23 protein-coding genes are annotated in these 24,239 nt (G+C 66.9%); all 23 read left to right on the forward strand.

The window, feature by feature from the left end:
* Nucleotides 1–52 precede the first annotated feature (52 nt).
* The 23 genes from HF885_RS02765 (at nucleotide 53) to murG (ending at nucleotide 24,235) form a co-directional block, all read left to right on the forward strand.
* The gene (locus HF885_RS02765; protein WP_170103443.1) at nucleotides 53–1,180 is read left to right on the forward strand and encodes a M24 family metallopeptidase; all 1,128 of its coding nucleotides are present in this window, start codon (nucleotides 53–55) and stop codon (nucleotides 1,178–1,180) included.
* A gap of 301 nt (nucleotides 1,181–1,481) precedes the next feature.
* A complete protein-coding gene (locus HF885_RS02770; protein ID WP_170103444.1) occupies nucleotides 1,482–2,465 on the forward strand; it encodes a PTS sugar transporter subunit IIB in 984 nt (327 codons plus the stop codon).
* Between the two features lie 29 nt (nucleotides 2,466–2,494).
* The gene (locus HF885_RS02775) at nucleotides 2,495–3,313 is read left to right on the forward strand and encodes a mannose/fructose/sorbose family PTS transporter subunit IIC (RefSeq protein WP_170103445.1); all 819 of its coding nucleotides are present in this window, start codon (nucleotides 2,495–2,497) and stop codon (nucleotides 3,311–3,313) included.
* Between the two features lie 17 nt (nucleotides 3,314–3,330).
* Nucleotides 3,331–4,275, forward strand: coding sequence for a PTS system mannose/fructose/sorbose family transporter subunit IID (locus tag HF885_RS02780; protein WP_170103446.1), 945 nt, complete (start codon nucleotides 3,331–3,333; stop codon nucleotides 4,273–4,275).
* A 141-nt stretch (nucleotides 4,276–4,416) separates the two neighbouring features.
* Nucleotides 4,417–4,812, forward strand: a complete 396-nt coding sequence (locus tag HF885_RS02785) for a DUF956 family protein (protein ID WP_170103447.1) — start codon at nucleotides 4,417–4,419, stop codon at nucleotides 4,810–4,812.
* Nucleotides 4,813–5,039: 227 nt separating this feature from the next.
* Entirely contained in the window at nucleotides 5,040–5,603 is a 564-nt protein-coding gene (efp, locus tag HF885_RS02790; protein ID WP_090844117.1) for an elongation factor P, read from the forward strand.
* A gap of 160 nt (nucleotides 5,604–5,763) precedes the next feature.
* A complete protein-coding gene (locus tag HF885_RS02795) occupies nucleotides 5,764–6,126 on the forward strand; it encodes an Asp23/Gls24 family envelope stress response protein (RefSeq protein WP_170103448.1) in 363 nt (120 codons plus the stop codon).
* 8 nt (nucleotides 6,127–6,134) lie between these two features.
* Nucleotides 6,135–6,695 carry a transcription antitermination factor NusB gene (nusB, locus tag HF885_RS02800; protein ID WP_170103449.1) on the forward strand — a complete coding sequence of 187 codons (561 nt, stop codon included), beginning with the start codon at nucleotides 6,135–6,137 and terminating at the stop codon, nucleotides 6,693–6,695.
* 2 nt (nucleotides 6,696–6,697) lie between these two features.
* Nucleotides 6,698–6,994, forward strand: coding sequence for an exodeoxyribonuclease VII small subunit (locus HF885_RS02805; RefSeq protein WP_170103450.1), 297 nt, complete (start codon nucleotides 6,698–6,700; stop codon nucleotides 6,992–6,994).
* Nucleotides 6,995–7,801 (forward strand): TlyA family RNA methyltransferase, encoded by an 807-nt coding sequence (locus tag HF885_RS02810; protein ID WP_170103451.1) that lies wholly within the window; start codon nucleotides 6,995–6,997, stop codon nucleotides 7,799–7,801.
* An 87-nt stretch (nucleotides 7,802–7,888) separates the two neighbouring features.
* Nucleotides 7,889–8,743 (forward strand): NAD(+)/NADH kinase, encoded by an 855-nt coding sequence (locus tag HF885_RS02815; RefSeq protein ID WP_170103598.1) that lies wholly within the window; start codon nucleotides 7,889–7,891, stop codon nucleotides 8,741–8,743.
* A 3-nt stretch (nucleotides 8,744–8,746) separates the two neighbouring features.
* Nucleotides 8,747–10,393, forward strand: coding sequence for a DNA repair protein RecN (gene recN, locus HF885_RS02820; protein ID WP_170103452.1), 1,647 nt, complete (start codon nucleotides 8,747–8,749; stop codon nucleotides 10,391–10,393).
* A 170-nt stretch (nucleotides 10,394–10,563) separates the two neighbouring features.
* Complete coding sequence (locus HF885_RS02825) at nucleotides 10,564–12,216, forward strand: CTP synthase (protein ID WP_170103453.1); 1,653 nt, start codon at nucleotides 10,564–10,566, stop codon at nucleotides 12,214–12,216.
* 13 nt (nucleotides 12,217–12,229) lie between these two features.
* Nucleotides 12,230–13,189, forward strand: a complete 960-nt coding sequence (locus HF885_RS02830) for a site-specific tyrosine recombinase (protein ID WP_170103454.1) — start codon at nucleotides 12,230–12,232, stop codon at nucleotides 13,187–13,189.
* Between the two features lie 474 nt (nucleotides 13,190–13,663).
* Complete coding sequence (locus HF885_RS02835) at nucleotides 13,664–14,101, forward strand: division/cell wall cluster transcriptional repressor MraZ (protein ID WP_090844091.1); 438 nt, start codon at nucleotides 13,664–13,666, stop codon at nucleotides 14,099–14,101.
* A 12-nt stretch (nucleotides 14,102–14,113) separates the two neighbouring features.
* Nucleotides 14,114–15,085 (forward strand): 16S rRNA (cytosine(1402)-N(4))-methyltransferase RsmH, encoded by a 972-nt coding sequence (gene rsmH / locus HF885_RS02840; protein ID WP_170103599.1) that lies wholly within the window; start codon nucleotides 14,114–14,116, stop codon nucleotides 15,083–15,085.
* A gap of 142 nt (nucleotides 15,086–15,227) precedes the next feature.
* Nucleotides 15,228–15,722, forward strand: coding sequence for a cell division protein FtsL (locus tag HF885_RS10440; RefSeq protein ID WP_235927266.1), 495 nt, complete (start codon nucleotides 15,228–15,230; stop codon nucleotides 15,720–15,722).
* 80 nt (nucleotides 15,723–15,802) lie between these two features.
* Nucleotides 15,803–17,557 (forward strand): penicillin-binding protein 2, encoded by a 1,755-nt coding sequence (locus HF885_RS02845; protein WP_328804315.1) that lies wholly within the window; start codon nucleotides 15,803–15,805, stop codon nucleotides 17,555–17,557.
* A gap of 29 nt (nucleotides 17,558–17,586) precedes the next feature.
* Complete coding sequence (locus HF885_RS02850) at nucleotides 17,587–19,035, forward strand: UDP-N-acetylmuramoyl-tripeptide--D-alanyl-D-alanine ligase (RefSeq protein ID WP_170103456.1); 1,449 nt, start codon at nucleotides 17,587–17,589, stop codon at nucleotides 19,033–19,035.
* Nucleotides 19,035–20,066, forward strand: a complete 1,032-nt coding sequence (gene mraY / locus HF885_RS02855) for a phospho-N-acetylmuramoyl-pentapeptide-transferase (RefSeq protein WP_170103457.1) — start codon at nucleotides 19,035–19,037, stop codon at nucleotides 20,064–20,066. Before HF885_RS02850 ends, mraY begins: the two co-directional genes overlap by 1 nt.
* 10 nt (nucleotides 20,067–20,076) lie before the next feature.
* A complete protein-coding gene (murD, locus tag HF885_RS02860) occupies nucleotides 20,077–21,495 on the forward strand; it encodes a UDP-N-acetylmuramoyl-L-alanine--D-glutamate ligase (RefSeq protein ID WP_170103458.1) in 1,419 nt (472 codons plus the stop codon).
* A gap of 3 nt (nucleotides 21,496–21,498) precedes the next feature.
* Entirely contained in the window at nucleotides 21,499–23,118 is a 1,620-nt protein-coding gene (locus HF885_RS02865; protein WP_170103459.1) for an FtsW/RodA/SpoVE family cell cycle protein, read from the forward strand.
* The gene (gene murG, locus HF885_RS02870) at nucleotides 23,108–24,235 is read left to right on the forward strand and encodes an undecaprenyldiphospho-muramoylpentapeptide beta-N-acetylglucosaminyltransferase (protein WP_090861641.1); all 1,128 of its coding nucleotides are present in this window, start codon (nucleotides 23,108–23,110) and stop codon (nucleotides 24,233–24,235) included. Before HF885_RS02865 ends, murG begins: the two co-directional genes overlap by 11 nt.
* The last annotated feature ends 4 nt before the right edge of the window (nucleotides 24,236–24,239 follow it).

The following is a 24,239-nucleotide window of genomic DNA, read 5'->3' on the forward strand; positions in this document are numbered from 1 at the left end:
GAGAAGGGCCTCGCGCGCGAACTGAGGGTCAACAAGAGAAAGAGGCTTACCCATGGCAGATGCCAAGGCATGCGCCGGACGCGTCGCGCGTCTTCGAGAGATGATGGCGGAGCGCGGCTACGATGCCGTGATCCTTCGCAACAACCCCGACCTGAGGTGGCTGACCGGGGCCGAGCGCACGTTCGACGACGAGGTCGCGCACACCGCGTTCGTCACGGCAGACGGGCAGTGGCTCCACACCGACTCGCGCTACTACAACACGTTCGTCGAGCGCCTGGGCGGGGACACGCCCTGGAAGATGGACATGGACATCGTGAGCCCCGCATGGTGGGCCGCCCAGCGCGTGCTCGAGACGAAGAGCCGCGTCGTCGCCGTCGAGGACTCCATGGACCTCGCGTTCTTCGATGCGTTCCGCAACGAGTGCAACAAGGCATCCGTCGACTGCCTGAACCCCCGCATGCATGACGACATCGCCGAGAGGCTTCGCGTCGTGAAGGACGAGGAGGAGCTTGCGCTCCTTCGCCGCGCCCAGGAGATCACGGACGACGCCTACGACCACATCTGCGAGTACATCAAGCCTGGCATGACCGAGCAGCAGATCAGGGTCGAGCTCGAGACATACATGCTGACCCACGGCGCGGATGCCATCTCGTTCGACAGCATCATCGCGTCCGGCCCGAACGGCGCGAACCCGCACGCGCAGCCGGGGGAGCGCAAGGTCCAGAAGGGCGACATGATCGTGATGGACTACGGCGCCGGCTACCACGACTACCACGCGGACATGACGAGGACCGTCGTCCTCGGCGAGCCGAGCGAGGAGCAGAAGAAGGTGTACGACATCGTGCGCCTCACGAACGAGACGTGCGCCGCCGCGATCAAGCCCGGCATCCGCGGCAAGGAGATCCAGGACCTCGCCGTCAAGGTCATCAGCGACGCGGGCTACGGCGACTACTTCAAGCACGGCCTCGGCCACGGCGTCGGCCTGCAGATTCACGAGCGCCCGAACTTCAGCCGCGGCTACGACAAGCCGTGCCCACTCGGCTCCGTCGTGACCGACGAGCCCGGCATCTACCTGCCCGGCAAGTTCGGCATCCGCGTCGAGGACACTGGCGTCATCACGGAGGACGGCTACAAGCCGTTCGGGCGCTCCTCGCATGACCTGAGGGTCATCGACTGCTAGGACGCGTCCTTCTCGCGTATCTGTCCGAGATCATCGGGGAAGCAGGCGGCCCGGCCGGCGACGACGTCGCCGGCCGGGCTACTTTTATAAATGGGCGGGCAATCGCAGACACCGTTCTTCACAAAACGTTGCAAAAAATGTGACCCAGAATTTCCTTTTCTGGAAGCGTTTTCAATTCACAAGGTGTACACTTATCAACGATGTGGAGCTATCGTGTGCAAATGGTAAGGAAGACGTGAAGCCTTGCACGCGTTCACATCGGTTCTGTAGGAAGCAGGGTGGACGAAAAGGAGGAAGTTGGATGGTCAGTATTGTCCTAGCCAGCCACGGCAAGTTCGCCGAGGGCATCATGGAATCGGGCAGCATGATCTTCGGTCCGCAGGAAAACGTTGCGGCCGTGGTCCTGACGCCTGACATGGGCCCTGACGACATGCACCAGAAGCTGCTTGACGCGATCGCCACTTTCGACGACCAGGAGCACGTCTTGTTCCTGGTCGACCTGTGGGGAGGTACTCCCTTCAACCAGGTCTCCCGTCTCATCAGCGAAGAGGGGCACGACGATTGGGTCGCCATTACAGGCCTGAATCTGCCGATGCTCGTCTCTGCGTACGGCTCCCGCATGGGTGCCGACACCGCAGTCGCTGTGATGCAGGAGATTTTCACCGAGGCGCGCGACGGCGTCAAGGTGAAGCCGGAGGAGCTGCAGCCGGCCACAGAGGCTCCCGCAGCTGCTGCGGCTGCCCCGGTTGCGGCCGGTGCGATTCCCGAGGGAACCGTGCTGGGCGATGGTCACATCAAGTATGCCTACGTGCGCATCGACACCCGTCTGCTGCACGGCCAGGTGGCGACCGCCTGGACGAAGCAGGTCCAGCCGGACCGCATCCTCGTGGTCTCGGACGGCGTCGCCCACGACGAGCTGCGCAAGAGCATGATCACGCAGGCCGCGCCTCCAGGAGTGCACGTCCACGTCATTCCCATCAGCAAGCTCGTCCAGGTCGACAAGGACCCCCGCTTCGGCGCGACCAAGGCCATGGTCCTGTTCGAGACCCCGCAGGACCTGCTCGAGGCTGAGGAGCAGGGCGTGAAGTTCCCGGAGGTCTGCATCGGCTCCATGGCAGGCTCTGCCGGCAAGACCGTCATCAACCAGGCCATCGCCTGTGACGCGGCCGACGTGGAGTGCCTGAAGAAGATCCGTGACAACGGCACGCACTTCACCGTACAGAAGGTTCCGAGCGACAAGGTCGATGACATCTGGGCTCTTCTCAAAGAGAAGAACATGGCCTAACGGCCTCGATAGGAAGAAGGAGGAAGTTCATGAATCCTATTTCGATCGTGCTTGTCATCGTCGTGGCGTTCCTGGCAGGCATGGAAGGCATCCTGGACGAGTGGGAGTTCCACCAGCCGATTGTTGCCTGCACCCTTATCGGCATCGTGTGCGGACACCCCACCGAGGGCATCATCCTCGGCGGCAGCCTTCAGCTCATGGCCCTTGGCTGGGCTAACATCGGTGCAGCCGTCGCCCCTGACGCGGCACTCGCGTCCGTTGCGTCCGGCATCATCCTGATGCTCGCCCTCAACGGCGGCACCACCAACGTCACCGCGGCCATCAACACCGCAATCGGTGCTGCAACCGCCCTGTCCGTCGCAGGCCTGTTCCTGACCATGATCTGCCGTACGCTCGCCATCCCCATCGTTCACGCGATGGACGCGGCTGCCGAGAAGGCCGACTTCGCGGCAATCGACCGTCTCCAGATCGGCGCCATCTGCATGCAGGGCGCCCGTATCGCCATCCCGGCTGCGGCCCTCTGCTTCATCCCCGCCCAGGCAGTCACCTCCGTCCTCGAGGCCATGCCCGCATGGCTCTCCGGCGGCATGACGGTCGGCGGCGGCATGGTCGCCTCCGTCGGCTACGCCATGGTCATCAACATGATGGCCACCAAGGAGACCTGGCCGTTCTTCGTCCTCGGCTTCGTTATGGCTACCCTGAAGGAACTCACGCTCATCGCCCTCGGTCTCGTCGGCGGTTGCTTCGCCATCATCTACCTCGGCCTCAAGGAGCTCGCTAAGCAGGGCGCCGGCGCGGCTGGTGGATCCGGCGACCCGCTCGGTGACATCCTGGACGACTACGAGTAGGAAGGGGAGTGAACACAATGGCAGAAGACATCAAGAACACTGAGGCCAAGCCCGGCGAGGTTCGCCTCTCCGTAGCCGACCGTCGCGCGGTCTGCAACCGTCACCAGTACCTGCAGGGCTCCTGGAACTACGAGCGTATGCAGAACGGTGGCTGGTGCTACGCAATGATCCCGGCCATCAAGAAGCTCTATCCCAAGAAGGAAGACCAGATTGCGGCCCTGAAGCGTCACCTGGAGTTCTACAACACCCACCCGTACGTCTCGGCTCCCGTCATCGGCGTCACCCTCGCCATGGAGGAGGAGCGCGCCAACGGCGCCCCGATCGATGACCAGGCCATCCAGGGCGTCAAGGTCGGCATGATGGGTCCTCTGGCAGGCGTCGGCGACCCCGTGTTCTGGTTCACGGTTCGACCGATTCTCGGCGCGCTCGGCGCATCGCTCGCCCTTGGCGGCAGCATCGTCGGCCCGCTCCTGTTCTTCATCGCCTGGAACGTCATCCGCCTTGCCTTCCTGTGGTACTCGCAGGAGTTCGGCTACAAGGTCGGAACCGACATCTCCAAGGACCTGTCCGGCGGCCTGCTCGGTAGGGTCACCGAGGGCGCTTCCATCCTCGGCATGTTCATCATCGGCGCGCTGGTCCAGCGCTGGGTCTCCATCAGCTTCGCGCCGGTGGTCTCCAACGTCGCGCTCGACTCCAAGGCCTACATCCACTGGGACAAGCTTCCCGCGGGCTACAAGGGCATCCAGGCTGCGTTCGACCAGTACTTCAACCAGGGGCTCTCTCTCACCCCGACCAAGGTCACCACGCTCCAGCAGAACCTCGACTCGCTCATCCCGGGCCTTGCTGCCGTCGGCCTGACCCTGCTCATCTGCAAGCTCCTGAAGAAGAAGGTCTCCCCGATCGTCATCATCCTGTGCCTGTTCGCAGTCGGCATCCTCGGCCGCGTCATCGGCCTGCTCTAAGGGTTTCCTTCGCGATCAGTCGCAAGCAGACTTTGCTCTTCGGGCCGCATCCCCTAAGCTGTTCTCAGCTGGCCACACGGGGGTGCGGCCTCTTCCGTAGCCCGGGGAGGCGACGCCTCCCGCCACGAAGGGTCTGATTCTATGGCTATCTCCATGAACACAAACGTCGAGTACACGGCGAGGGCGACGTTCCTGCAGGGCTTCACCACCTACGGCGACGTGATGGTGGGCGACAAGGCCTTCGAGTTCTACAACGAGAAGAACAAGGAGGACTTCGTCCAGATTCCCTGGGAGGAGGTCGACTACGTCTCGGCCGAGGTCATCGGCAAGAGGAACATCGTGCGCTTCGCCATCTTCACGAAGGAGGCCGGGCACTTCACGTTCTCGACCCGCGACAACAGGGCGACGCTCCGCGCCGTGCGCGAGCACGTCCCTGCGGACAGGCTTCTCAGGTCCCCGAACGCCCTCCAGGTCGCGAAGATGGGCGTCAAGAGCATCCCGTCCGTGATCGGAGGGGTATTCAAGCGGGGAAAGTAGGCGCGGAGGCGCGCTACGCCCCTCTCGGCGGACTGCGCGGGGGAGCACACGCGGCAGCGCGCCACCAAGGACTGCGGTCGCCGCGGGAGGTCGCGCAGGTGCAACTGTTGTCTCTATGGAGTGCGACGCCATGCGTGCGTGGGGACGAATCGTGCGGTATAGTTGGGTACCGTTGTGATTCCTGCGTTCGCATGGCGGGCGCATATGTTCGTAGAAAGTAGGCAACAGTGGCAACTCTGGGCATTACCGACCTCAAGGTTGGTCTGGGCGTCAACATCAAGGGCAAGGACTGCGTCATTCTCGAGGCGCAGCACGTCAAGCCGGGCAAGGGCAACACCTACGTCCGCACCAAGTACCGCGACATCCGCACCGGCCGCGTGAACGAGGAGAACTTCCAGCAGTCTGCCAAGTTCGAGAGCGTGAACATGCGCACCCGCGAGATGCAGTACCTCTACAACGACGGCAACGCGTACTGGTTCATGGACACCGAGACCTTCGAGCAGATCCCCGTCGACGCCGAGCTCATCGGCGACAACGACAAGTTCCTGAAGGAGAACGACATCTGCCTGCTGCAGTACGCGAACGACGTGCTGTACGCGGTGCAGCCGCCCACCTTCATCGAGGTCGAGATCACCGAGACCGACCCCGGCTTCAAGGGCGACACCGTCCAGGGCGGCACCAAGCCCGCCACCATCGAGACCGGTGCCGTCATCCAGGTTCCCATGTACCTGAACCAGGGCGAGCGCATCAAGGTCGACACGCGCGACGGCAAGTTCGTCCAGCGCGTCTAGCCCCGCACAGACGGATCGTTGGCCCGCGGCAGCGCACAGGCGCGTCGCGGGCCTTTTTTACCGCATGCGAACGCGCGCCCGCCCAGGCCGTTGCGGCTATACTTGTGCAAGGACGTCGTGTATCGTGCCGGCACTCACGGCACCTGCGAAAGGATGGGAAATGAGCGAATCTGAGCTCTATGTCGCCGGAATCGGCATCTCGAGGGGAGTCGTCTCGACCATTGTCACCACCGCGTGCGAGAAGGTCGAGGGCGTCGCCCGCGTGGGCGGCAACGACATCGCGTCGAGCCTCGTGTCCGTCTTCACAAGCCGCAGCGTCGCCCCGGAGGCGGCGGTCGAGTCCGAGGTCGTGGACGGCAGCCTGAGGGTGACCGTGCACCTGGCGGTCTTCTATGGATATCCGTTCACCAAGCTCGCCGCTGCCGTGCGCGACGCCGTCGCGGAGGCGATCGGCGAGCAGATCGGCGTCGAGGTGGGCGCCGTGGACGTGTGCATCGACAGCCTCGTTTTTCCCAAGGAGTAACCACTACCGTGTCGAACAAGCATCATCACTTTGGCGGGCGCACCCTCGCCCGCGCCCAGGCCCTGCAGCTTCTGTTCCAGGCGGAGGCGACCGACCGCACCGTGTACGAGGTGCTCGAGGGCGACTACGCCCTGTCGCAAGGCCCCCTCGACCCGTTTGGCGAGATGCTCGCCCGCGGTGCCGACGACATGCGCCACGAGCTGGACGCCGTGATATCCGCGACGTCCTCCAACTGGAGCGTCTCGAGGATGCCGTCCGTGGACCGCAACCTCCTGCGCCTTGCGCTGTACGAGATGCTCGAGGTGGACGAGGTGGCCATCGCCGTCACGATCGACGAGTCCGTGGAGCTTGCGAAGGCGTTCGGCTCCGACGAGTCGCCCAAGTTCATCAACGGTGTGCTCGGGCGCGTCGCCTCAAAGATGGACAAGGGCGAGGACGTCCTGGCCGAGGCGAAGAGGCTTGAGGCGGAGCGCGCCGCCGAGCAGGACGCCGAGGACGAGCCCGACGACGCCGACGGCGAGGCCGCTGACGCCGGCGACGCTGCCGACGAGGGGCTTGGCGAGGAGTAGCGATGGCGAAGCCCGACACCGCCCCGTACAAGACGTTCGACCAGATAACCGACAGGCTGGACGAGATCGTGAGCCAGGTCCGCGACAAGGAGACCTCGCTCGAGCGCTCGCTCGACCTGTTCGACGAGGCCATAGCCCTGGGCTCGAAGGCGGTCGACATGGTCGACAGGACGAACTTCACCCCCGAGGAGGAGGCGAAGCTTCGCGCCGAGGCCAACGACAAGGACGCCGGGCAGGGCGAGAAGGACGAGGCCGCGCATGAGCAAGGCGCCGACGGCCAGCAGGGCGAGGGCGCGTAGGTGGCCCGCAGGCGGAGGCTCGACGCCGAGCTCGTGGAGCAGGGGCTCTTCTCGTCCAGGGACGAGGCGATGCGCGCCGTGCTCGCGGGCGACGTCAGCACGTCGGACCGCAGGATGGAGTTTCCGGGCGAGCAGGTGAGGCCCGGGATAGAGCTGCACGTGAGGGGACGGATTCCCTACGTAGGCAGGGGCGGGCTGAAGCTGGAGCGCGCGCTCGACGCGTTTGGGGTCGACCCGAGGGGAATGGCGTGCCTGGACGTGGGCTGCTCCACCGGGGGGTTCACGGACTGCCTGTTGAAGCGCGGCGCGGCGTCCGTCCTTGCCGTGGACGTGGGGTACGCCCAGTTCGACTGGGGCCTGCGCACGGACCCGCGCGTGACGCTGCGCGAGCGGACGAACATGGTGGACCTGCCGGACGACGAGAACCGGCACGGCATCGACCTTGCGGTGTGCGACGTCTCGTTCACGTCCGTCCGGACGGTGCTGCCCGCCGTCGTCGAGATGTTGCGCGAGGAGGACTCCGCGTTCCTCACGCTCGTGAAGCCGCAGTTCGAGGCGGAGCGAGACGAGGTGGGGGACGGCGGCATCGTGAGCGATCCCACCGTGCACCTGAGGGCGCTCTCGGACGTGGCGCAAGCGTTCTGCGAGGAGGGGCTCAGGCCCGTCGCGGCGTGTCCGAGCCCCATCAGGGGCCACAAGGGAAACAGGGAGTTCCTGCTGCTTGGCCGCACCGCAACGGGGCGTCTGACCTGCGGCTTGGACCTCGAGGCCGTCGTGAGCGACGGCGCGGTCGCCCGCGTGGGCTAGCGCGTCCGCGCGACGTTAGACGTTTCGCGCGCGGGTGCTACACTTTTTGCTAGACGTGTCTGACCGCAAGGCTTGGAAGTGGTGTCGGTGAAGGTCCTTCTGATTCCGAACTATGCTCGCAAGGATGCCGTGGCGGGCGCTCGCTCGCTTGCGGAGTGGCTTGACGGGCAGGGCGTCGAGGTCCAGTGGGCGCACGACAAGAAGCTGTATCCAGACAAGGTGGTCGACACGACGGGCGTGGGGCTGGCCGTATCGTTTGGCGGCGACGGAACGCTCCTGCGCGCCGCGAAGATCGTGGGATACTCCGAGATCCCCCTCGTTGGCATATCGTACGGGCACCTGGGCTTTTTGACCTGCGCCGGCCCCGACGACGTGATAGAGACGGTGGGCGACGCGCTCGAGCATCGCATGCACGCGTCGCACAGGGCGACCTTGGACATATCGGTTGACTTCAAGGCACCGGACGGCGCGATCTTCTCGAAGCGGCGCTTCGCGCTGAACGACCTCTCGCTCACGCACGGGGTGCGGGGCGACATGATCGTGTTCGACGTGGCGGTCTCTGGGCACCACGTGGACACGCTGCGCGGGGACGGGTTCGTGGTGGCGACGGCGACGGGCTCGACGGGATACGCGCTCGCTGCGGGCGGCCCGATCGTTACGCCGGAGTTCAAGGGCATGGTGTGCGTGCCGGTGGCGCCGCACACGATCCTGGCGCGGGCGTTCCTGACGTCGTCCACCGACGTGGTCGAGCTGAAGATTAACCCGGAGCGCGACCCGGAGAGGCTGTTCTTCGCGGACGGCCAGCCGATCGTGGCCGAGGGCGCGCGCCCCGTGAGGGCGACGGTGCGCCGCGGCCCGGGCGACCTCATCCTGCTGGACCGCAGCTCGAAGAGCTTCTACCAGTCGGTCTCGCGCGTGTTCTACGGAAGGGACAAGGACTAGCACATGATCGACGAGCTTCGCGTAAGGAACGTCGCGCTCATAGAGGACGCGACCATCAGGCCCGCCGCGGGGCTGACCGTGCTCACCGGCGAGACCGGCACGGGCAAGTCGGCGCTGCTGTCCTCCCTCAAGCTGCTGATGGGGGAGCGCGCGGACGCCGGGGCCATACGCGAGGGGGCCGACGGTCTCGAGGTAGAGGGCCGCCTGTTCGTGCGCGGCGGGGACCCCGACGGGACCGTGGTGCGTCGCAGGGTGGAGTCCACGGGGCGCGGTCGCGTGGAGGTGGACGGCCGCATGGCGTCCGTGCGCGAGCTCGCGGGCGGCGTGGGCGCGACGATCGACATCTGCGGCCAGCACGAGCACCAGAGGCTGCTGCAGGTGGCGACCCACGTGGACCTTCTGGACGCATGGGCCGGCGACGCGGCCGCGGACGCCCTGGGCCGCTACCAGCGTGCGCTGCGCGCCGCGCGGGACGCCGCGGACGAGCTGGAGCGCGTACGCGAGATGAGCCGCGCCGAGGACGGCCGCGTGGAGGAGGCCGCCTTCGTCCTGCGCAAGATTGACGAGGTGGCGCCGAAGGCCGGCGAGTACGAGGAGCTTGAGGAGACGCTGCCGAAGGCGGAGCACGCCGAGGCGCTGCTGCGCGCGGCGGGCGAGGCGCGCGAGGGCATCGTTGGGGACGGCGGCGTGGAGGACGCGCTGTCCGAAATAGTGGGGACCCTGCGAGACGCCGCGAGGTTCGACCCCGCGCTGGGGAGCTTTGCGGACACGCTCGAGAGCTCGCTCATCGACATCGAGGACGTGACCGCCGGCCTGCGCGAGTACCAGGACGGCGTGGACTTCGACCCGGAGGCGCTCGACCGCCTGCAGGAGCGCATGGCGCAGCTGCAGGGGCTGCTGCGCTCGTACGGGCCGCGCATGGAGGACGTGCTCGAGCGCCGCGAGAAGGCGGCCGAGCTGGTCGAGGCCGCTCGCGACGGGGGAGAGCGCGTGGCGCGCGCCCAGGAGGCGCTCGACGCGGCCGAGAAGGACCTTGCCGCCGCGGCCGACGCCCTGGACCAGGTGCGCGCGAAGGCCGCGCCCGGGCTGGCCGCGGCCGTGACGGAGCAGATGGCGTTCCTGGAGATGGGCACGGCCGAGCTCGAGGTCGCAAGCGAGAGGCTCCCGCGCGCGCAGTGGTCCTCGCAGGGGCCGAGCAAGGTGGAGCTCATGTACCGCCCGGCGGCGGGACTCACGGCGCGCCCGCTGCGCAAGATCGCCTCCGGCGGCGAGATATCCCGCGTGATGCTGGCGTGCAAGGTGGTGCTCGGCAACGCGGACTCGACGGAGACCCTCGTGTTCGACGAGGTGGACGCCGGCGTGGGCGGGGCCACCGCCGTGGCGCTGGCCCAGGTGCTCGCGAGGCTCGCGCGGACGCACCAGGTGATCGTGGTGACGCACCTGGCACAGGTCGCCGTGATGGCGGACGCCCACTACGTGGTGACGAAGGTGGGCACGGACGTGCCGAGGACGACGCTGTCCCAGGTGGAGGGCGAGGACCGCGTGCGCGAGGTCGCGCGCATGCTCTCCGGCGACCAGAGCGAGGCGTCGCTCGACCACGCGCGGCAGATGCTCGCCGAGGCCGAGGAGGTCCGCGGCCGGGGGGCCTAGCCCTTCTCGCCCGGCGCGCCCGAGGGGGCGAAGGCTCCCGTGCGGGTGGCCTCGCGCACGTGGGGGTTGCGTGGGTTCATGAATTTGTAACGAACGTAGCCCCAGCGGTAACGAACTCGCTGTAAGATGAAATCCCGTAAAGAGGAAAACTTTTACGGGAAGGTCTGAGCATGACCAAGCACATCTTCGTAACCGGCGGCGTCGTGTCCTCACTAGGAAAGGGCATCACGGCCGCGTCCCTCGGCAGGCTACTCAAGGCGCGTGGCTACAAGGTCATGATGCAGAAGGCCGACCCCTACCTGAACGTCGACCCGGGCACGATGAGCCCGTTCCAGCACGGCGAGGTCTTCGTGACCGAGGACGGCAAGGAGACCGACCTCGACCTGGGCCACTACGAGCGCTTCATCGACGAGAACCTCACGCGCGGCTCCAACTTCACCACCGGCGCCATCTACCAGTCGCTCATCAGCCGCGAGCGCGCCGGGGACTTCCTGGGCGGCACCGTGCAGGTCATTCCGCACGTCACGAACGCCATCAAGGAGCGCTTCCTTCGCATCGAGGAGCAGACCGGCGCCGACATCGTGATCACGGAGCTCGGTGGCACCATCGGCGACATCGAGGGGCAGCCGTTCGTCGAGGCCATCCGCGAGTTCCGCAAGGAGAAGGGCGCGGGCAACACGCTGGTGATCCACGTGAGCCTCGTGCCGTACATCGCCGCGGCCCACGAGGTGAAGACGAAGCCGACGCAGCACTCCGTGAAGGAGATGCGCTCGCTGGGCCTGCAGCCCGACTTCATCGTGTGCCGCTCCGACCACGAGGTCGAGGCGCCCATCCGCGCGAAGATCGCCCACTTCTGCGACGTGGACGAGGACTGCGTGTTCGAGAACTCCGACTGCCCGTCCATCTACGACGTGCCGCGCCACCTCTCCGAGCAGGGCTTCGACGTGAAGGCCCTCGAGAAGCTGGGCCTCGAGGTCCGCGACGGCGACATGACCGAGTGGGACACGTTCACCTCGCGCATGCACGCGTGCAACAAGCTCGAGGACACCACGAGGATCTGCGTCGTGGGCAAGTACACCGAGCTCCCGGACGCCTACCTCTCCGTCATCGAGGCGCTGCACCACTCCGGCGTCCACTTTGGCCACAAGCTCAAGATCGACCTCATCGCCGGCGGCGAGCTGACCGAAGAGAACGTGGACGCGACCCTTGCCGGCTACGACGGCATCCTCGTGCCCGGTGGCTTTGGCCAGCGCGGCGTGGAGGGCAAGATCCTCGCGGCGCAGTACGCCCGCGAGCACAAGATCCCGTACCTGGGCATCTGCCTGGGCCTGCAGGTTGCCGTGAGCGAGTTCGCGCGCAACGTCGCCGGCATGCCGGGCGCAAACTCCGCCGAGTTCGCGCCGGACTCCCCGTACCCCGTGATCGCCCTCATGCCGGACCAGGAGGACGTGACGGACAAGGGCGGCACCATGCGCCTGGGCGCCTACCCGTGCAAGGTCGCGCGTGACTCGCTCGCGTACGAGGCGTACGGCGACGAGCTCGTGTACGAGCGCCACCGTCACCGCTACGAGGTGAACAACGCGTTCCGCCAGCAGCTGCAGGACGCGGGCCTCGTGATCTCGGGCCTGTCGCCGGACGACCGCCTGGTCGAGATGGTGGAGCTGCCTGAGTCCGTGCACCCGTGGTTCGTCGCGAGCCAGGCCCACCCGGAGTTCAAGAGCCGCCCGACGAAGCCGGCGCCCCTGTTCCGCGAGTTCGTGCGCGCCTCCATCGCGTCCCACGAGGGGATCGACCGTCACGACGTGACGTCCTCCGTGGACTAGCGGGGAGGAACCGTTGGACCTTGCCGACGCGCTTGACGACTACCTGGGCTACCTCGCCGTGGAGCGGGGCAGCTCGGCGAACACCGTCCAGTCGTACGGCAGGGACCTGAAGAGGTACATAGCATTTCTGGGGGAGCGCGGCATCGCGTCCCCCGAGGACGTGACGAGGTCCGACATCGAGGCCCACCTGGCTGGGCTGACCGATGCGGGCCTCGCCGCGTCCTCCGTCCAGAGGGCGGCCTCGGCCATCAAGGGCTTCCACAAGTTCATGGTGGGCGAGCAGATCACGCGCAACCACCCGAGCGCGAACCTGCCGCTGCCCAGGCGCCCGGAGCGCCTGCCGGAGGTGCTGACGCACGAGCAGGCGTTCGCGCTCATGGACGAGCCGTTCCGCCCGGAGCTTGAACCCAGGCCGCGCGTGCTGAGAAGCGGACGTCTGGACGCGCGCCCGCAGGCGGCGTTCCATCGCGACAAGGCGATGCTGGAGGTGCTGTACGGCTGCGGCCTGCGCGTGTCAGAGCTGTGCGGGCTCGACGTGCGCGACGTCATGCTGGACGAGGAGGTCCTGCGCGTGATGGGCAAGGGCTCGAAGGAGCGCCTCGTGCCGCTTTTGGGCACGGCGAAGCGCGCGCTCGCCACGTACCTGGAGAGGTGGCGCGGCGTCCTTTCGGCCTCCGGCGCGGCGGGCGACGCCGTGTTCCTGAGCGAGCGCGGCACCCGCATCACGCGCCAGGCCGTGCATCGCATGGTGGAGCGCTACGGAAGGCTCGTGGGGATCGAGGGCCTGCACCCCCACACCCTGCGACACACCTATGCTACGCACATGCTGGAGGGCGGCATGGACCTCAGGACCGTGCAGGAGCTCCTGGGGCACGCGAGCATCTCGACGACGCAGCTCTACACCCACATCGACCTGACGCACGTGCGCATGGTCTATCTGGAGGCCCACCCGCGCGCCCGCATGGGCTCGTAGGGGCTGCGACGGCGCCGCGCGGTGGGACGGCCTCCCACCAAGGCGAGAAGAGCGTGCCGCCGTGCCTGGCTCCACATCTTGTGGGACGACCTCCCACCACGCCTCCCACCCACAGTGGGACGGCCTCCCACCAGCTCGCGGGGTCGCAGGCGTCCGCCGGGGTCGCGCCGCAGGCGCGCCCAACTGGGAAAACGCGTTTTTCTCGCCCGTTTGCGCAGGTCAGGGCCCCAAAACACAATTCCATCACATTCCGCAAAAAACGCCGGGGAGTCGCATCCTCGGCGTTTGTGTTGCAGAACGACCGTTCTCACAACATGTGGGGGAGGTCGAAGACCGTCAGATTGCCGCCCGGACCCGATTTTTGACCTCAGGTGTTTTAAGGTGTCGACGAGTGTTGCGGGGTGGGGCATTTGGGCTATAGTAGTTGTCACGCCTTCGAGGGGGACGCCCCGGCGGAACAAGAGGGGAGGGCGAATGTACCTGACTGGCACCTACAAGCACAACCTGGATGCCAAGCAGCGCATTACCCTTCCAGCACCGTTTCGCAAGGAGTTTGGGGAGAAGGTCTGCCTCATCCCCATCGGGGGCAAGATCCTTGGCTTCACTCCCGAGGGTCACCAGGCATGGGTCGAGAGCTACTTTCCCAACGGCTACAACCCTCGCAGCAAGAAGGACGAGCGCCTGCGCTTTCTGCTGAACGCGAAGACGATGACGCTCGAGCTGGACTCCGCGGGGCGCCTGGCACTGGGGAAGCTCGGCGCGGAGGCCCTGGCCTCGTGCGACATCAAGCGCGAGGTGGCGGTCGTCGGCAACACGGACCACTTCGAGATCTGGGACGCCGAGGACTACGACAAGACCATCGCGGAGCTCGACGAGAGCATCGACGAGCTCGACAGCCTGATGTACGACTAGGGGGTGGACCTCTTGACACATGAATATCGGCACATTCCCGTCATGCTGGACGAGGTCCTGTCCCAGCTCGACCCCAAGCCGGGCGAGGTCGTATGCGACTGCACCCTGGGAGGGGCCGGACACTCGGTGGAGCTTGCCAGGCGCATCCAGCCCGGCGGTCTCTCCATCGGGATCGACCAGGACGACATGGCGCTCGAGGCCGCGGCGCGGCGCTTTGGGGACGAGGTCCCCGGGGCGGAGCACCGCTTCCTGAAGGGGAACTTCGGCTCCCTGGACGAGCTTCTGGTCAAGGCGGAGGTGCCCGGCGTCGACTGCTTCCTGTTCGACATCGGAGTCTCCTCCCCGCAGCTCGACATCCCCGAGAGGGGCTTCTCGTACCACGAGGACGCCCCGCTTGACATGCGCATGGATCCGGGTAACAACACCCTAACCGCAGCAGAGGTCATCAACACCTACAACGAAGCCGACCTCGCCCGGATCTTCCGCGTCTATGGGGACGAGAAGTACGCGTCCAGAATCGCCCGCCAGATCGTCCTGAGGCGCAAGAGCGAGCCCATCGAGACGACGCTCCAGCTGGTCGACGTCATCAAGGCCGGCATCCCCGCCGCGGGACGCCGACACGGGGGGCATCCCGCCCGCAAGACGTTCCAGGCGCTGCGCATCGAGGTGAACCACGAGCTCGACGTGCTGGACCAGGGGCTTCGCGCCGCCATCAGGTGGGCGAACCCGGGCGGCAGGATCTGCGTGATCTCGTACCACTCGCTCGAGGACAGGATCGTGAAGCACGTCTTCGCGGAGATGTCGCAGGGCTGCATATGCCCGCCGGACCTTCCGGTGTGCGTGTGCGGGCACGTGCCGATAGTCAGGGTCAGCACGAAGAAGCCCCTCGTCGCAAGCGAGGGGGAGGTGAGCCGGAACCCCCGCGCTCGCAGCGCGCTCATGAGGGTGGCCGTCCGTCTGGACACCACCGGCGAGGGCGCATGAGATAGACGCATACGGCCGCGGCCGTTTGCCATAGCACCACAAACGAAGCATTTCGCACCAGAACGCAGCTTAAACGAACTACCAACGCACAACAGCCAAGTGCCACCGCGAGCGGTGGCCTTGGTCATCTAAGGGGACGGAAATGGGCATGATGGGCTCCGAGGCATACAGCTACTACGGAAACGCATACGAGCGGCCTCGCGAGGTAGAGCGCCACGCGCCGTTCGAGGTCGTTCGCGGCGGTGGCCTGGACGCCCGCGTCAGGAGCGGCGTGTCGGCCGCGTTCTGGACCCGCTTCAAGCTCTTCGTAGCATGCGCGCTGGCGTTCGCGGCCATCGGCATCTGCCGCGTCGCGCTCACCGCGGCCACGGTCTCCAACCTCACCCAGGCAAACGCCCTGGAGGAGAAGATCTCGACGTCCGCGTCCGCAAACAGCGACCTCAAGATCGAGCGCTCCGTGCTCAGCAGCAGCTCGCGCATCAACGCCATCGCGACGCAGAACTACGGCATGGTCCCGTCGACCGACACCGAGTCGATGGACGCCTCCGCCAAGGGCGCCGACGCATCCGCGAAGGCGACGTCCGACGACGCGCAGCAGGCATCTGCAAAAGATGCGCAGTCCTCGGATGTGCGCTAGCTTTCGCACTCCGTGGCGTAAACTGCATATCCGTGAGATACCAGAATGGAAATAGAGACGGCCGCAGAGGCCGGTACGACGTGAAGGGAGCCTCGTACGACGAGGCTCCCCGTTCGCGTCGCGGCGTCCCCGTGCGCGGCGGACGCGCCCCGCAGCACAGCTCGTACGACCAGATGGTGAGGATAGTGTCCGTCGTCCTGGGCGCCATACTGCTCCTCGTGGTGGGAAGGCTCATCTACCTCCAGGTGGTGGACGCGAAGTACCTGTCCGCGAAGGCGACGGCGCAGCGCACGAACGAGATAACCATCCACGCGAAGCGCGGCACCATATACGACCGCAACGGGAACGTCCTGGCTACGAGCGAGGACTGCAAGACCATCTACTGCAACCCGCAGGAGGTGAACGACCCCGCCGAGGCCGCGTCCGTGCTCGCGGACGAGCTGGGCGGCGAGGACACGGACTACGTCGACAAGCTGATGGGCGACAACTCGTTCACCTACATCAAGCGGCAGGTGGACGACGACGTTGCCAAGAGCGTGCAGAAGAGGCTCGAAAAGAAGAAGATCCGCGGCATCTACTACCTGGACGACGTGAAGCGCGTCTATCCCTACGGCGCCACGGGCGGGCAGGTGCTCGGCATCGTCGGCACGGACGGCAACGGCCTGAGCGGCCTGGAGCTGTACTACAACGACGTGCTCGAGGGCACGGACGGGAAGATGATGGTAGAGACCGGCTCGGGAGGCACGCCCATAGCCGGCGGCAACTCCCAGGTCGTGAAGAAGGCCCGAAACGGCAAGGACATCGTCATATCGCTCGACATAGACGTCCAGAAGATTGCGGAGGACACCATCGTCCAGGGCGTGAAGGACTACAAGGCGGACTCCGGATCGGTCATGGTGACCGACCCCAAGTCCGGCGAGATTATCGCCGCGTGCTCGACCCCGCTCTTCAACATCACGGACACCTCGCAGATAAAGGAGGGCGCGCTGAACCTGAAGCCGGTCTCGTCCTCCTACGAGCCGGGCTCCATCTTCAAGGTGCTGACCGCGGCCATCGGCATTGACAACGGGCTCGTCACGCCGAGCTCGACGTTCTCGGTGCCGGGCAAGGTCAGGGTGGGCGACGACCTCGTGGGTGACGACGACGGTCGCACGGCGACCATGAACATGTCGCTGAGGGAGATCCTGAGGCGCTCCTCGAACGCCGGCATGGCGCTCGTGGCGCAGGACGTGATAGGCGAGGAGAAGTTCGCGAACGGCATCGCGAAGTTCAAGATCGGCTCGAAGACCGGCATCGACTACCCGGGCGAGGTGAAGGGCATCGTCAAGCAGCTGAACCAGTACGACGGCGCCAGCCTGGGCTCCATGTCGTTTGGCCAGTCCCTCGCCATACCGCTGGACCAGATGGTGAAGGCCATCGGGTCCATCGCGAACGACGGCAAGGTCGTGACGCCGCACTTCCTGGTGAGCAGGGGCGGCAAGAAGGTCGCGTGGAAGACCGAGGGCCGCTCCGTGTCCAAGAAGACAGCGGACGAGGTGACGGACATGATGCGCACGGTCGTGAAGGATGGCACGGCGCAGGCGGCGCAGGTCAAGGGCTACGACGTGGCGGGCAAGACCGGCACGGGCGAGCAGGCGGACGATTCGGGCAAGTACGTGGCGTTCAAGTACGTGAGCTCGCTCATAGGGTTCGCGAACGCGAGCGACCCGAAGGTGCTCGTGTACGTTGGCCTGAACGGCACCCCGTATCTGGCCACGTCCTCCGCGGCGCCGCTCTTCTCTACAATCATGAGTGAGGCCCTATCCGACATGGGCGTGACGCCTGACGCGGGCTAGCCGCGCCGGGGAAGGTGACAGGTGGTTCGATGGTGAAGATCTCCGTTTCCGAAATGGTTCGCGCGACCGGCGCGGACGTGGCGCTCGAGGTTCCCGGCGGCGTCGTCGAGGGCGTCCAGACCGACTCCCGCGCAGTGGGTGCCGGCATGTGCTTCGTGTGCTTCGCGGGCGAGCGGGTCGACGGCAACAGGTTCGCCCCCGCCGCGGTGGAGGCGGGCGCCGCCGCCGTCGTGATGACGCGCGAGCCCGACGAGGAGCTGCTCGCCCTCGCGCGCGAGCGCGGCTGCTCCGTGCTGAGGGCCAAGGACGACGACCCGGAGGAGTTCATGCTGCGCCTGGCCGGGGCCTGGAGGCGCATGAACCCGCAGTGGGTCGTCGTGGGCGTCACGGGCTCGGTCGGCAAGACCACCACGAAGGACATGCTGAGGGCGTCGCTCGCCACACGCTACCGCGTGCACGCAACCGCCGGCAACTTCAACAACCTCATCGGGCTCCCCCTCACCATCCTTTCCGCCGACAGCGCGGACGAGGTGTTGGTGTGCGAGATGGGCATGAACCACAAGGGCGAGCTCACGAGGCTCGCGGCCGCCGCGCTCCCCACCGTGTCGCTCATCACGAACGTCGGCACGAGCCACATCGGGCTTCTGGGCTCGCGCGAGAACATCGCCCGCGCGAAGGCGGAGATCGTTTCCGGCATGCGCCCGACCGCCGAGCCGCAGTCCGGCGTGAGCCCCATGCTCGCCATGACGTCCGACAACGACTACGCGCCGCTCATCGAGCGCGAGTACGCCGCTCCCGCCGGCGTCGCGTGCGTCTACGTGGGCACGGGCGAGAAGGACGACGTCCGCGCTTCCGGCGTTCGCCTTGACGGGGAGGGGCGCCCGTCCTTCTCGCTCGGCTTTGCCGACGGATGGTCGAGGGAAGTGACGCTGGACGTCCCCGGAAGGGCCGTCGTGCAGGACTTCCTGCTCGCGATGGCCGTCTGCGACCGCCTGGGCGTGGACCGCGACGCAGCGGCCGACGCGATGGAGCACATGCCGCGCACCGGCATGAGGCTCGAGGTCATCCGAACCGCGGGCAAGCCCAGCATGATCGACGACTCGTACAACGCGAGTCCCAGCTCCATCGCCGCGGCGCTCGACGTGCTGTGCTCCATGGAGTGCGCCGGCAGGAGGGTCGCCGTCCTGGGCGAGGTGGGCGAGCTTGGCAGCGAGTCCGCGCGCCTGCACGGCTACATCGGCGCGTACGCCGCCGCGAAGCCGATCGACCTTCTGGTGCTCGTGGGGACGGACGACGCCCGACAGATGCGCGAGGCCGCGCTCACCATGGGCTTCTCGGAGGACAGGCTCGAGCTGTTCCCGGACGTGGAGTCCGCCGTCGCGACCATCGGCGCGGTGCTGGGCCCCAATGACCTCGTACTAGCAAAGGGCTCGAGGTCGGCCGGCCTCGACCAGTTCGTCAAGGGAGTGTTGGCCTGATGTTTGGAAACCCGAGCTACCCCACGTACCAGATCTTCCTCGCGGCCGTGATCGCCGCGGCCATCGTGCTCGTGCTCATGCCGCTCTTCATCAGGCTCATGCGCCACGAGGGCATAGGCCAGCAGGTCAGGGCGGACGGGCCCCAGAGGCACCTCGTCAAGCAGGGCACGCCCACCATGGGCGGCGTCGTGATCCTGGCGGCGGTCCTCATCACGTGCGCGGTCCAGGCGCACTGGACCATGGACCTCGTCCTTGCGGTGCTCGCGACCTACCTCACCGGATCGCTCGGACTCCTGGACGACATCGAGAGCGTCGCGCACAAGCGCTCGCTCGGCCTCACCCCCTCGCAGAAGATGGTCGGCCTCATAGCGATCTCCGTCGCGTTCTGCGTGCTCGCGGTGAACTTCTGCGGCGTGTCGCCCCAGGTGGCGTTCCCGGGCGGCGCCGTGCTCGACCTCGGCGTCCTTGCGACCACGGTCAAGGTGGGCGCCACGGCCGTCAGGCTGCCGTGGCTGTACATGTTCTTCGTGTTCCTGCTGATGGCCGGCCTCTCGAACGCCGTGAACCTCACGGACGGCCTCGACGGCCTCGCCGGCGGCTGCACGCTCGTCGTCATGCTCATCATGGGCATGGTCGCGTTCAGCTACGGCGAGAGGAACCTCGCCATCTTCGCCGCGGCCATATCCGGGGCGCTCGTGGGATTCCTGTGGTACAACTGCTACCCCGCGTCCATCTTCATGGGCGACACGGGTTCTCTCGCCCTCGGCGCCGCGTTCGCGTCGCTCGCGGTCCTCACGAAGACCGAGATCTGCTCGCTCGTGATGGGCGGACTGTTCATCGTGGAGGCGCTCAGCGTCATCATCCAGGTCGTCAGCTTCAAGGCGACGGGCAAGAGGGTGTTCCTCATGGCGCCCATCCACCATCACTTCGAGAAGAAGGGCTGGAGCGAGACGAAGGTCGTCATCCGCTTCTGGATCGTCTCGGCGGCGTTCGCCGTCCTCGGATTCGCGCTCTACTTCCAGCTTCGCTAGGGAGGCCAACATGGCTCGGGAAATCGAAAACAGGCTGGGCGACGTGTGCGTCCTCGGACTCGGCAAGACCGGCCGCGAGGTGGCGCGCTACCTATGCGAGCAGGCTCGGGGGCGCGTGTCCTCCGTCACGCTGTACGGCGGCGCAAGCTCGGTCGCGGGCGACGCCACGCGTGAGCTCGAGGCGCTCGGGGTGCGCGTCGTCGTCGGCACGGAGGAGGTCGAGGGTGCCTACGACCTCACGGTGTCGTCTCCCGGCATATCCGAGTTCTCGCCGTTCTTCTCGTCCGCGCGCGAGCACTCCCGCGAGATCGTCGGCGAGCCGGAGTTCGCGTGGCGCGAGAGCCCGTACAAGTGGGTCGCCATCACCGGCACCAACGGCAAGACCACCACGACCACGCTTTCGACGGCACTCTTGCACGAGGGCGGCCTTTCCGCCGTCGCCGTCGGCAACATCGGCAACCTCTGCACCGGCGAGGTCGCCGCGCGCACGCCGGACGAGTGGTTCGTGGCGGAGCTCTCCAGCTTCCAGCTCGCGTGCACGCGCCTTCTGCACCCGCGCGTCGCGTGCCTGCTCAACGTCACGCCCGACCACGTCGAGTGGCACGGCTCGATCGAGGCGTACGCCGCGGCGAAGGAGAGGATCTTCCAGAACCTCGACGCGGGCGACCTCGCGATCGTGAGCGAGGAGGACTCGTGGTGCCGCGCCGTCGTCTCGCGCCTGGAGGCGCGGGGGCTGCGCGTGTGCCACCTCAACGTCCATGCGGAGCCGCAGGCGCCGTGTGCCGCGTTCGCGCGCGACGGGAGGCTCGTCGTCCGGCTGGACGGCGTGGAGCACGACCTCATGGCGACGTCCGAGGTGCCCATCGCGGGCGACCACAACCTGCAGAACGTGCTCGCGGCATCCGCGCTCGCGCTCGAGCTCGGCGTCAGCCCGGAGGACGTAGCGCGCGGCGTGCGCGCATTCCACGCCCTCGAGCACCGCATCGAGCCGTGCGGCGAGGTCGCGGGCGTGCGCTTCGTGAACGACTCCAAGGCCACGAACACCGACTCCGTGCAGAAGGCGCTCACGGCGTTTCCCAAGGGCCACGTCGTGCTCCTGCTCGGCGGCCACGACAAGGGCACGGACCTCGCGCCGCTTGCCGCAGACGTCGTGCGCGACTGCAAGGCGGCCGTGTGCTTCGGCGCGGCGGGGGAGCGCATCGCCTCCGCGCTCGAGGACGCGCTTGCGGAGGGCGACGGCACCACGAGGGTCGTGCGCGCCCCGCACCTGCGCGAGGCGTTCGACGCCGCCGTGTCCGAGGCCGCACCGGGTGACGTGGTGCTCCTCTCGCCCGCGTGCTCGTCCTTCGACGAGTTCGGCAACATGGCGGAGCGCGGGCGCGCGTTCAAGCAGATGGTAAGTGACCTGGGGAAGAAAAGAGAGAGCTAGCGTATGCAGCGTGTAGAGTCGGCAGGCCAGACAACGGCGAGAAGGACGGTCGAGGCCGGCCACGGCGCGTTCGCTGATCGCTACATCTTCGGGGTTCCCGCGCGCTTCATGGCGCCGCGCCTGCTCTTTCTGGGCGCCGTCGCGTTCCTTGCGCTCTTTGGCCTCACGATGATCTACTCGTCGTCGTCCATAACGGCGCTGTCATCGGCGGACGCCCACTATAACGCCGCGTTCTACCTGCAGCGCCAGCTGCTCTTCGGCGCGGTGGGCATTGTGCTCGCGTTCGTGATCGCGCGCTTCGACTACCACCTGTGGGTCCGAAAGCTGCTCGTGGTGGAGTGGCTTGTCACCTTGATTCTCCTGCTGCTGGTGCTCACGCCGTTTGCGGGGTCGGACGCATACGGCGCGACGCGCTGGATCCAGGTGGGCCCCGTGAACCTGCAGCCGTCCGAGTTCGCCAAGATCACGCTCATCCTGGTCGCGGCGAACCTCATCAGCGAGTACTACGAGGGTACGACGTACGACTCGCGCGAGCTGATCACGTTCCTCGTGTTTGGCATCGTGGTGCCCGCCCTCCTCATCTTACGGCAGCCGGACAAGGGCACCTTCACGGTCGTCGCCGTGACGCTCATCATCATGCTGTACTTCGGCGGCGCGCCCGGCAAGCTGTGCATTGGCCTCCTGGTCCTGGGCATCGCGACCCTTGCCCTCGTCTCGTACGCGCAGCCGTACTCGCGCGCCCGCATCGAGATCATGATGAACCCGTGGTCGGACCCGTACGACAAGGGCTACCAACTCGTCCAGGGGCTGTACGCGTTCGGATCCGGCGGCGTGTTCGGCGTGGGAATCGGCATGTCGAAGCAGAAGTACAGCTACCTGCCCATGGCGTACAACGACTTCATCTTCGCTGTCGTGGGCGAGGAGCTGGGGCTCGTGGGCACGCTCGGCATGGTCGCTGCGTTCGTCGTGCTGCTGTGGGCGGGCCTCAAGATCGCGCGCTACGCCCCGGACCTCTCGGGCCAGCTCGCCGCCGTGGGGTGCACGTTCATCATCGTCGCGCAGATGCTACTCAACGTGAGCGGCGTGCTATGCATGTTCCCACTTTCCGGAAAGCCGATTCCGTTCGTCTCGTATGGCGGTTCGTCCATCATGAGCAGCCTCATGCTCGCGGGCGTCGTCATGTCCGTGTCGCTTCAGAGCAAGCTGCCCCAGACGGAATACGACGACCGCAGGAGCGAGTGGAGCGTGACGTCCGCGCCCAGGCAGGAGTCGTTTGTGGGAGAGCCCACCCCCAGGAGCGCGCGTCGGACGAGCGTGCCGCTTGCCGGTACGGCCACGTCCGCGGAGCCCACACGCGGCAGGTTCACGGTGCTCGGCGGCGGCCGCGAGCCCGGAGCCGAGCGTGCGGGGGGCTCCTCCACGAGTCCGGAGCAGCTCAGGCGCGAGCGAGAGATGCGCGCCAGGGCGAATGGTGCTAGAGTCACTTCCGACAGGCGGGGCAGGACGCGCATCGACCTGGGGCCGAGCGCGAGCGACCGCCTGAGGACCAGAAACCAGGGTCCCGAGGTGAGGGGCTACGATGGCCCGACCCGGGATAGTAGGAGGGACAGGCGTGGCAGATAGCTTGAGGGTGGCAATCGCCGCCGGCGGAACCGCGGGCCACATCAACCCGGCGCTCGCGCTGGCAGAGGAGCTCGCCGCGCGCGGGCATCAGGTGGAGTTCTTCGGCCAGCCCAAGAAGCTGGAGTCCACGCTCGTGCCGCAGGCGGGCTTCCCGTTCAACCCCATCGACGTCACGGGCTTCGACCGCTCGCGTCCCTGGACGCTCGTCTCGGCGCTGTGGCGCATGCGTGCCGCCCAGAAGACCATCGGCCGCCACTTCGGCTCTTCTCGCCCGGACGTCGCGGTGGGCTTTGGCGCCTACATCGAGCTGCCACTCATCAACTGGTGCCACGCGCAGGGCATCCCCTGCGTCATCCACGAGCAGAACTCCGTGCCGGGGCTTGCCAACAAGACGTCCGCCGCGAAGGTGAAGACGGTGTGCGTGTCGCTTCCCGTCGCGATTGACGCGTTCAGGGGCAAGGTCGGGCCCGACACCCAGATCGTCGTCACGGGCAACCCCGTCAGGCAGAGCGTCATCCGCGCCGACCGCGCGGAGGGCCGTCGCAACCTCGGCATCCCAAAGGACGCCACGATGCTTCTCGTCTTCGGCGGAAGCCTCGGCGCGCGTCACCTCAACCAGGGGGTCGCAGCCCTTAAGTCCAAGCTCCTCTCGCGCAAGGACCTCTACGTCATCCACTCCACGGGCAAGGGCGAGTACGACTCCGTCGTGAACGAGCTCGCCCTCACGCAGGACGAGGCCGCGCGCTGGCGCGTCATGCCCTACATCGACCGCATGGGCGAGGCCCTTGCGGCCGCGGACCTCGTGCTCTCACGCGCCGGAGCGTCCTCCGTGGCAGAGATCGCGGCGCTCGCCGTGCCGAGCATGCTCGTGCCGTATCCCTTCGCGACGGCGGACCACCAGACCACGAACGCCCGCTACCTCGTGGACGCGGGCGCCGCGGTGCTCCTTCCGGACGAGAAGATCGACGCGCCCGAGTTTGAGGATGACCTCCTCGGCCTCGTGGATGACCCCGCCCGCCGTCAGGCCATGCGAGACGCGGCCCGAGGCCTCGCCCAGGACAAGGCGGCCCTCGCCCTCGCCGACCAAGTGGAAAGTGCCGCGGCGCTCAAGGCGTAGCGCC

The sequence above is a fragment of the Parafannyhessea umbonata genome (assembly GCF_012844235.1).
Classification (GTDB): Bacteria; Actinomycetota; Coriobacteriia; order Coriobacteriales; family Atopobiaceae; genus Parafannyhessea.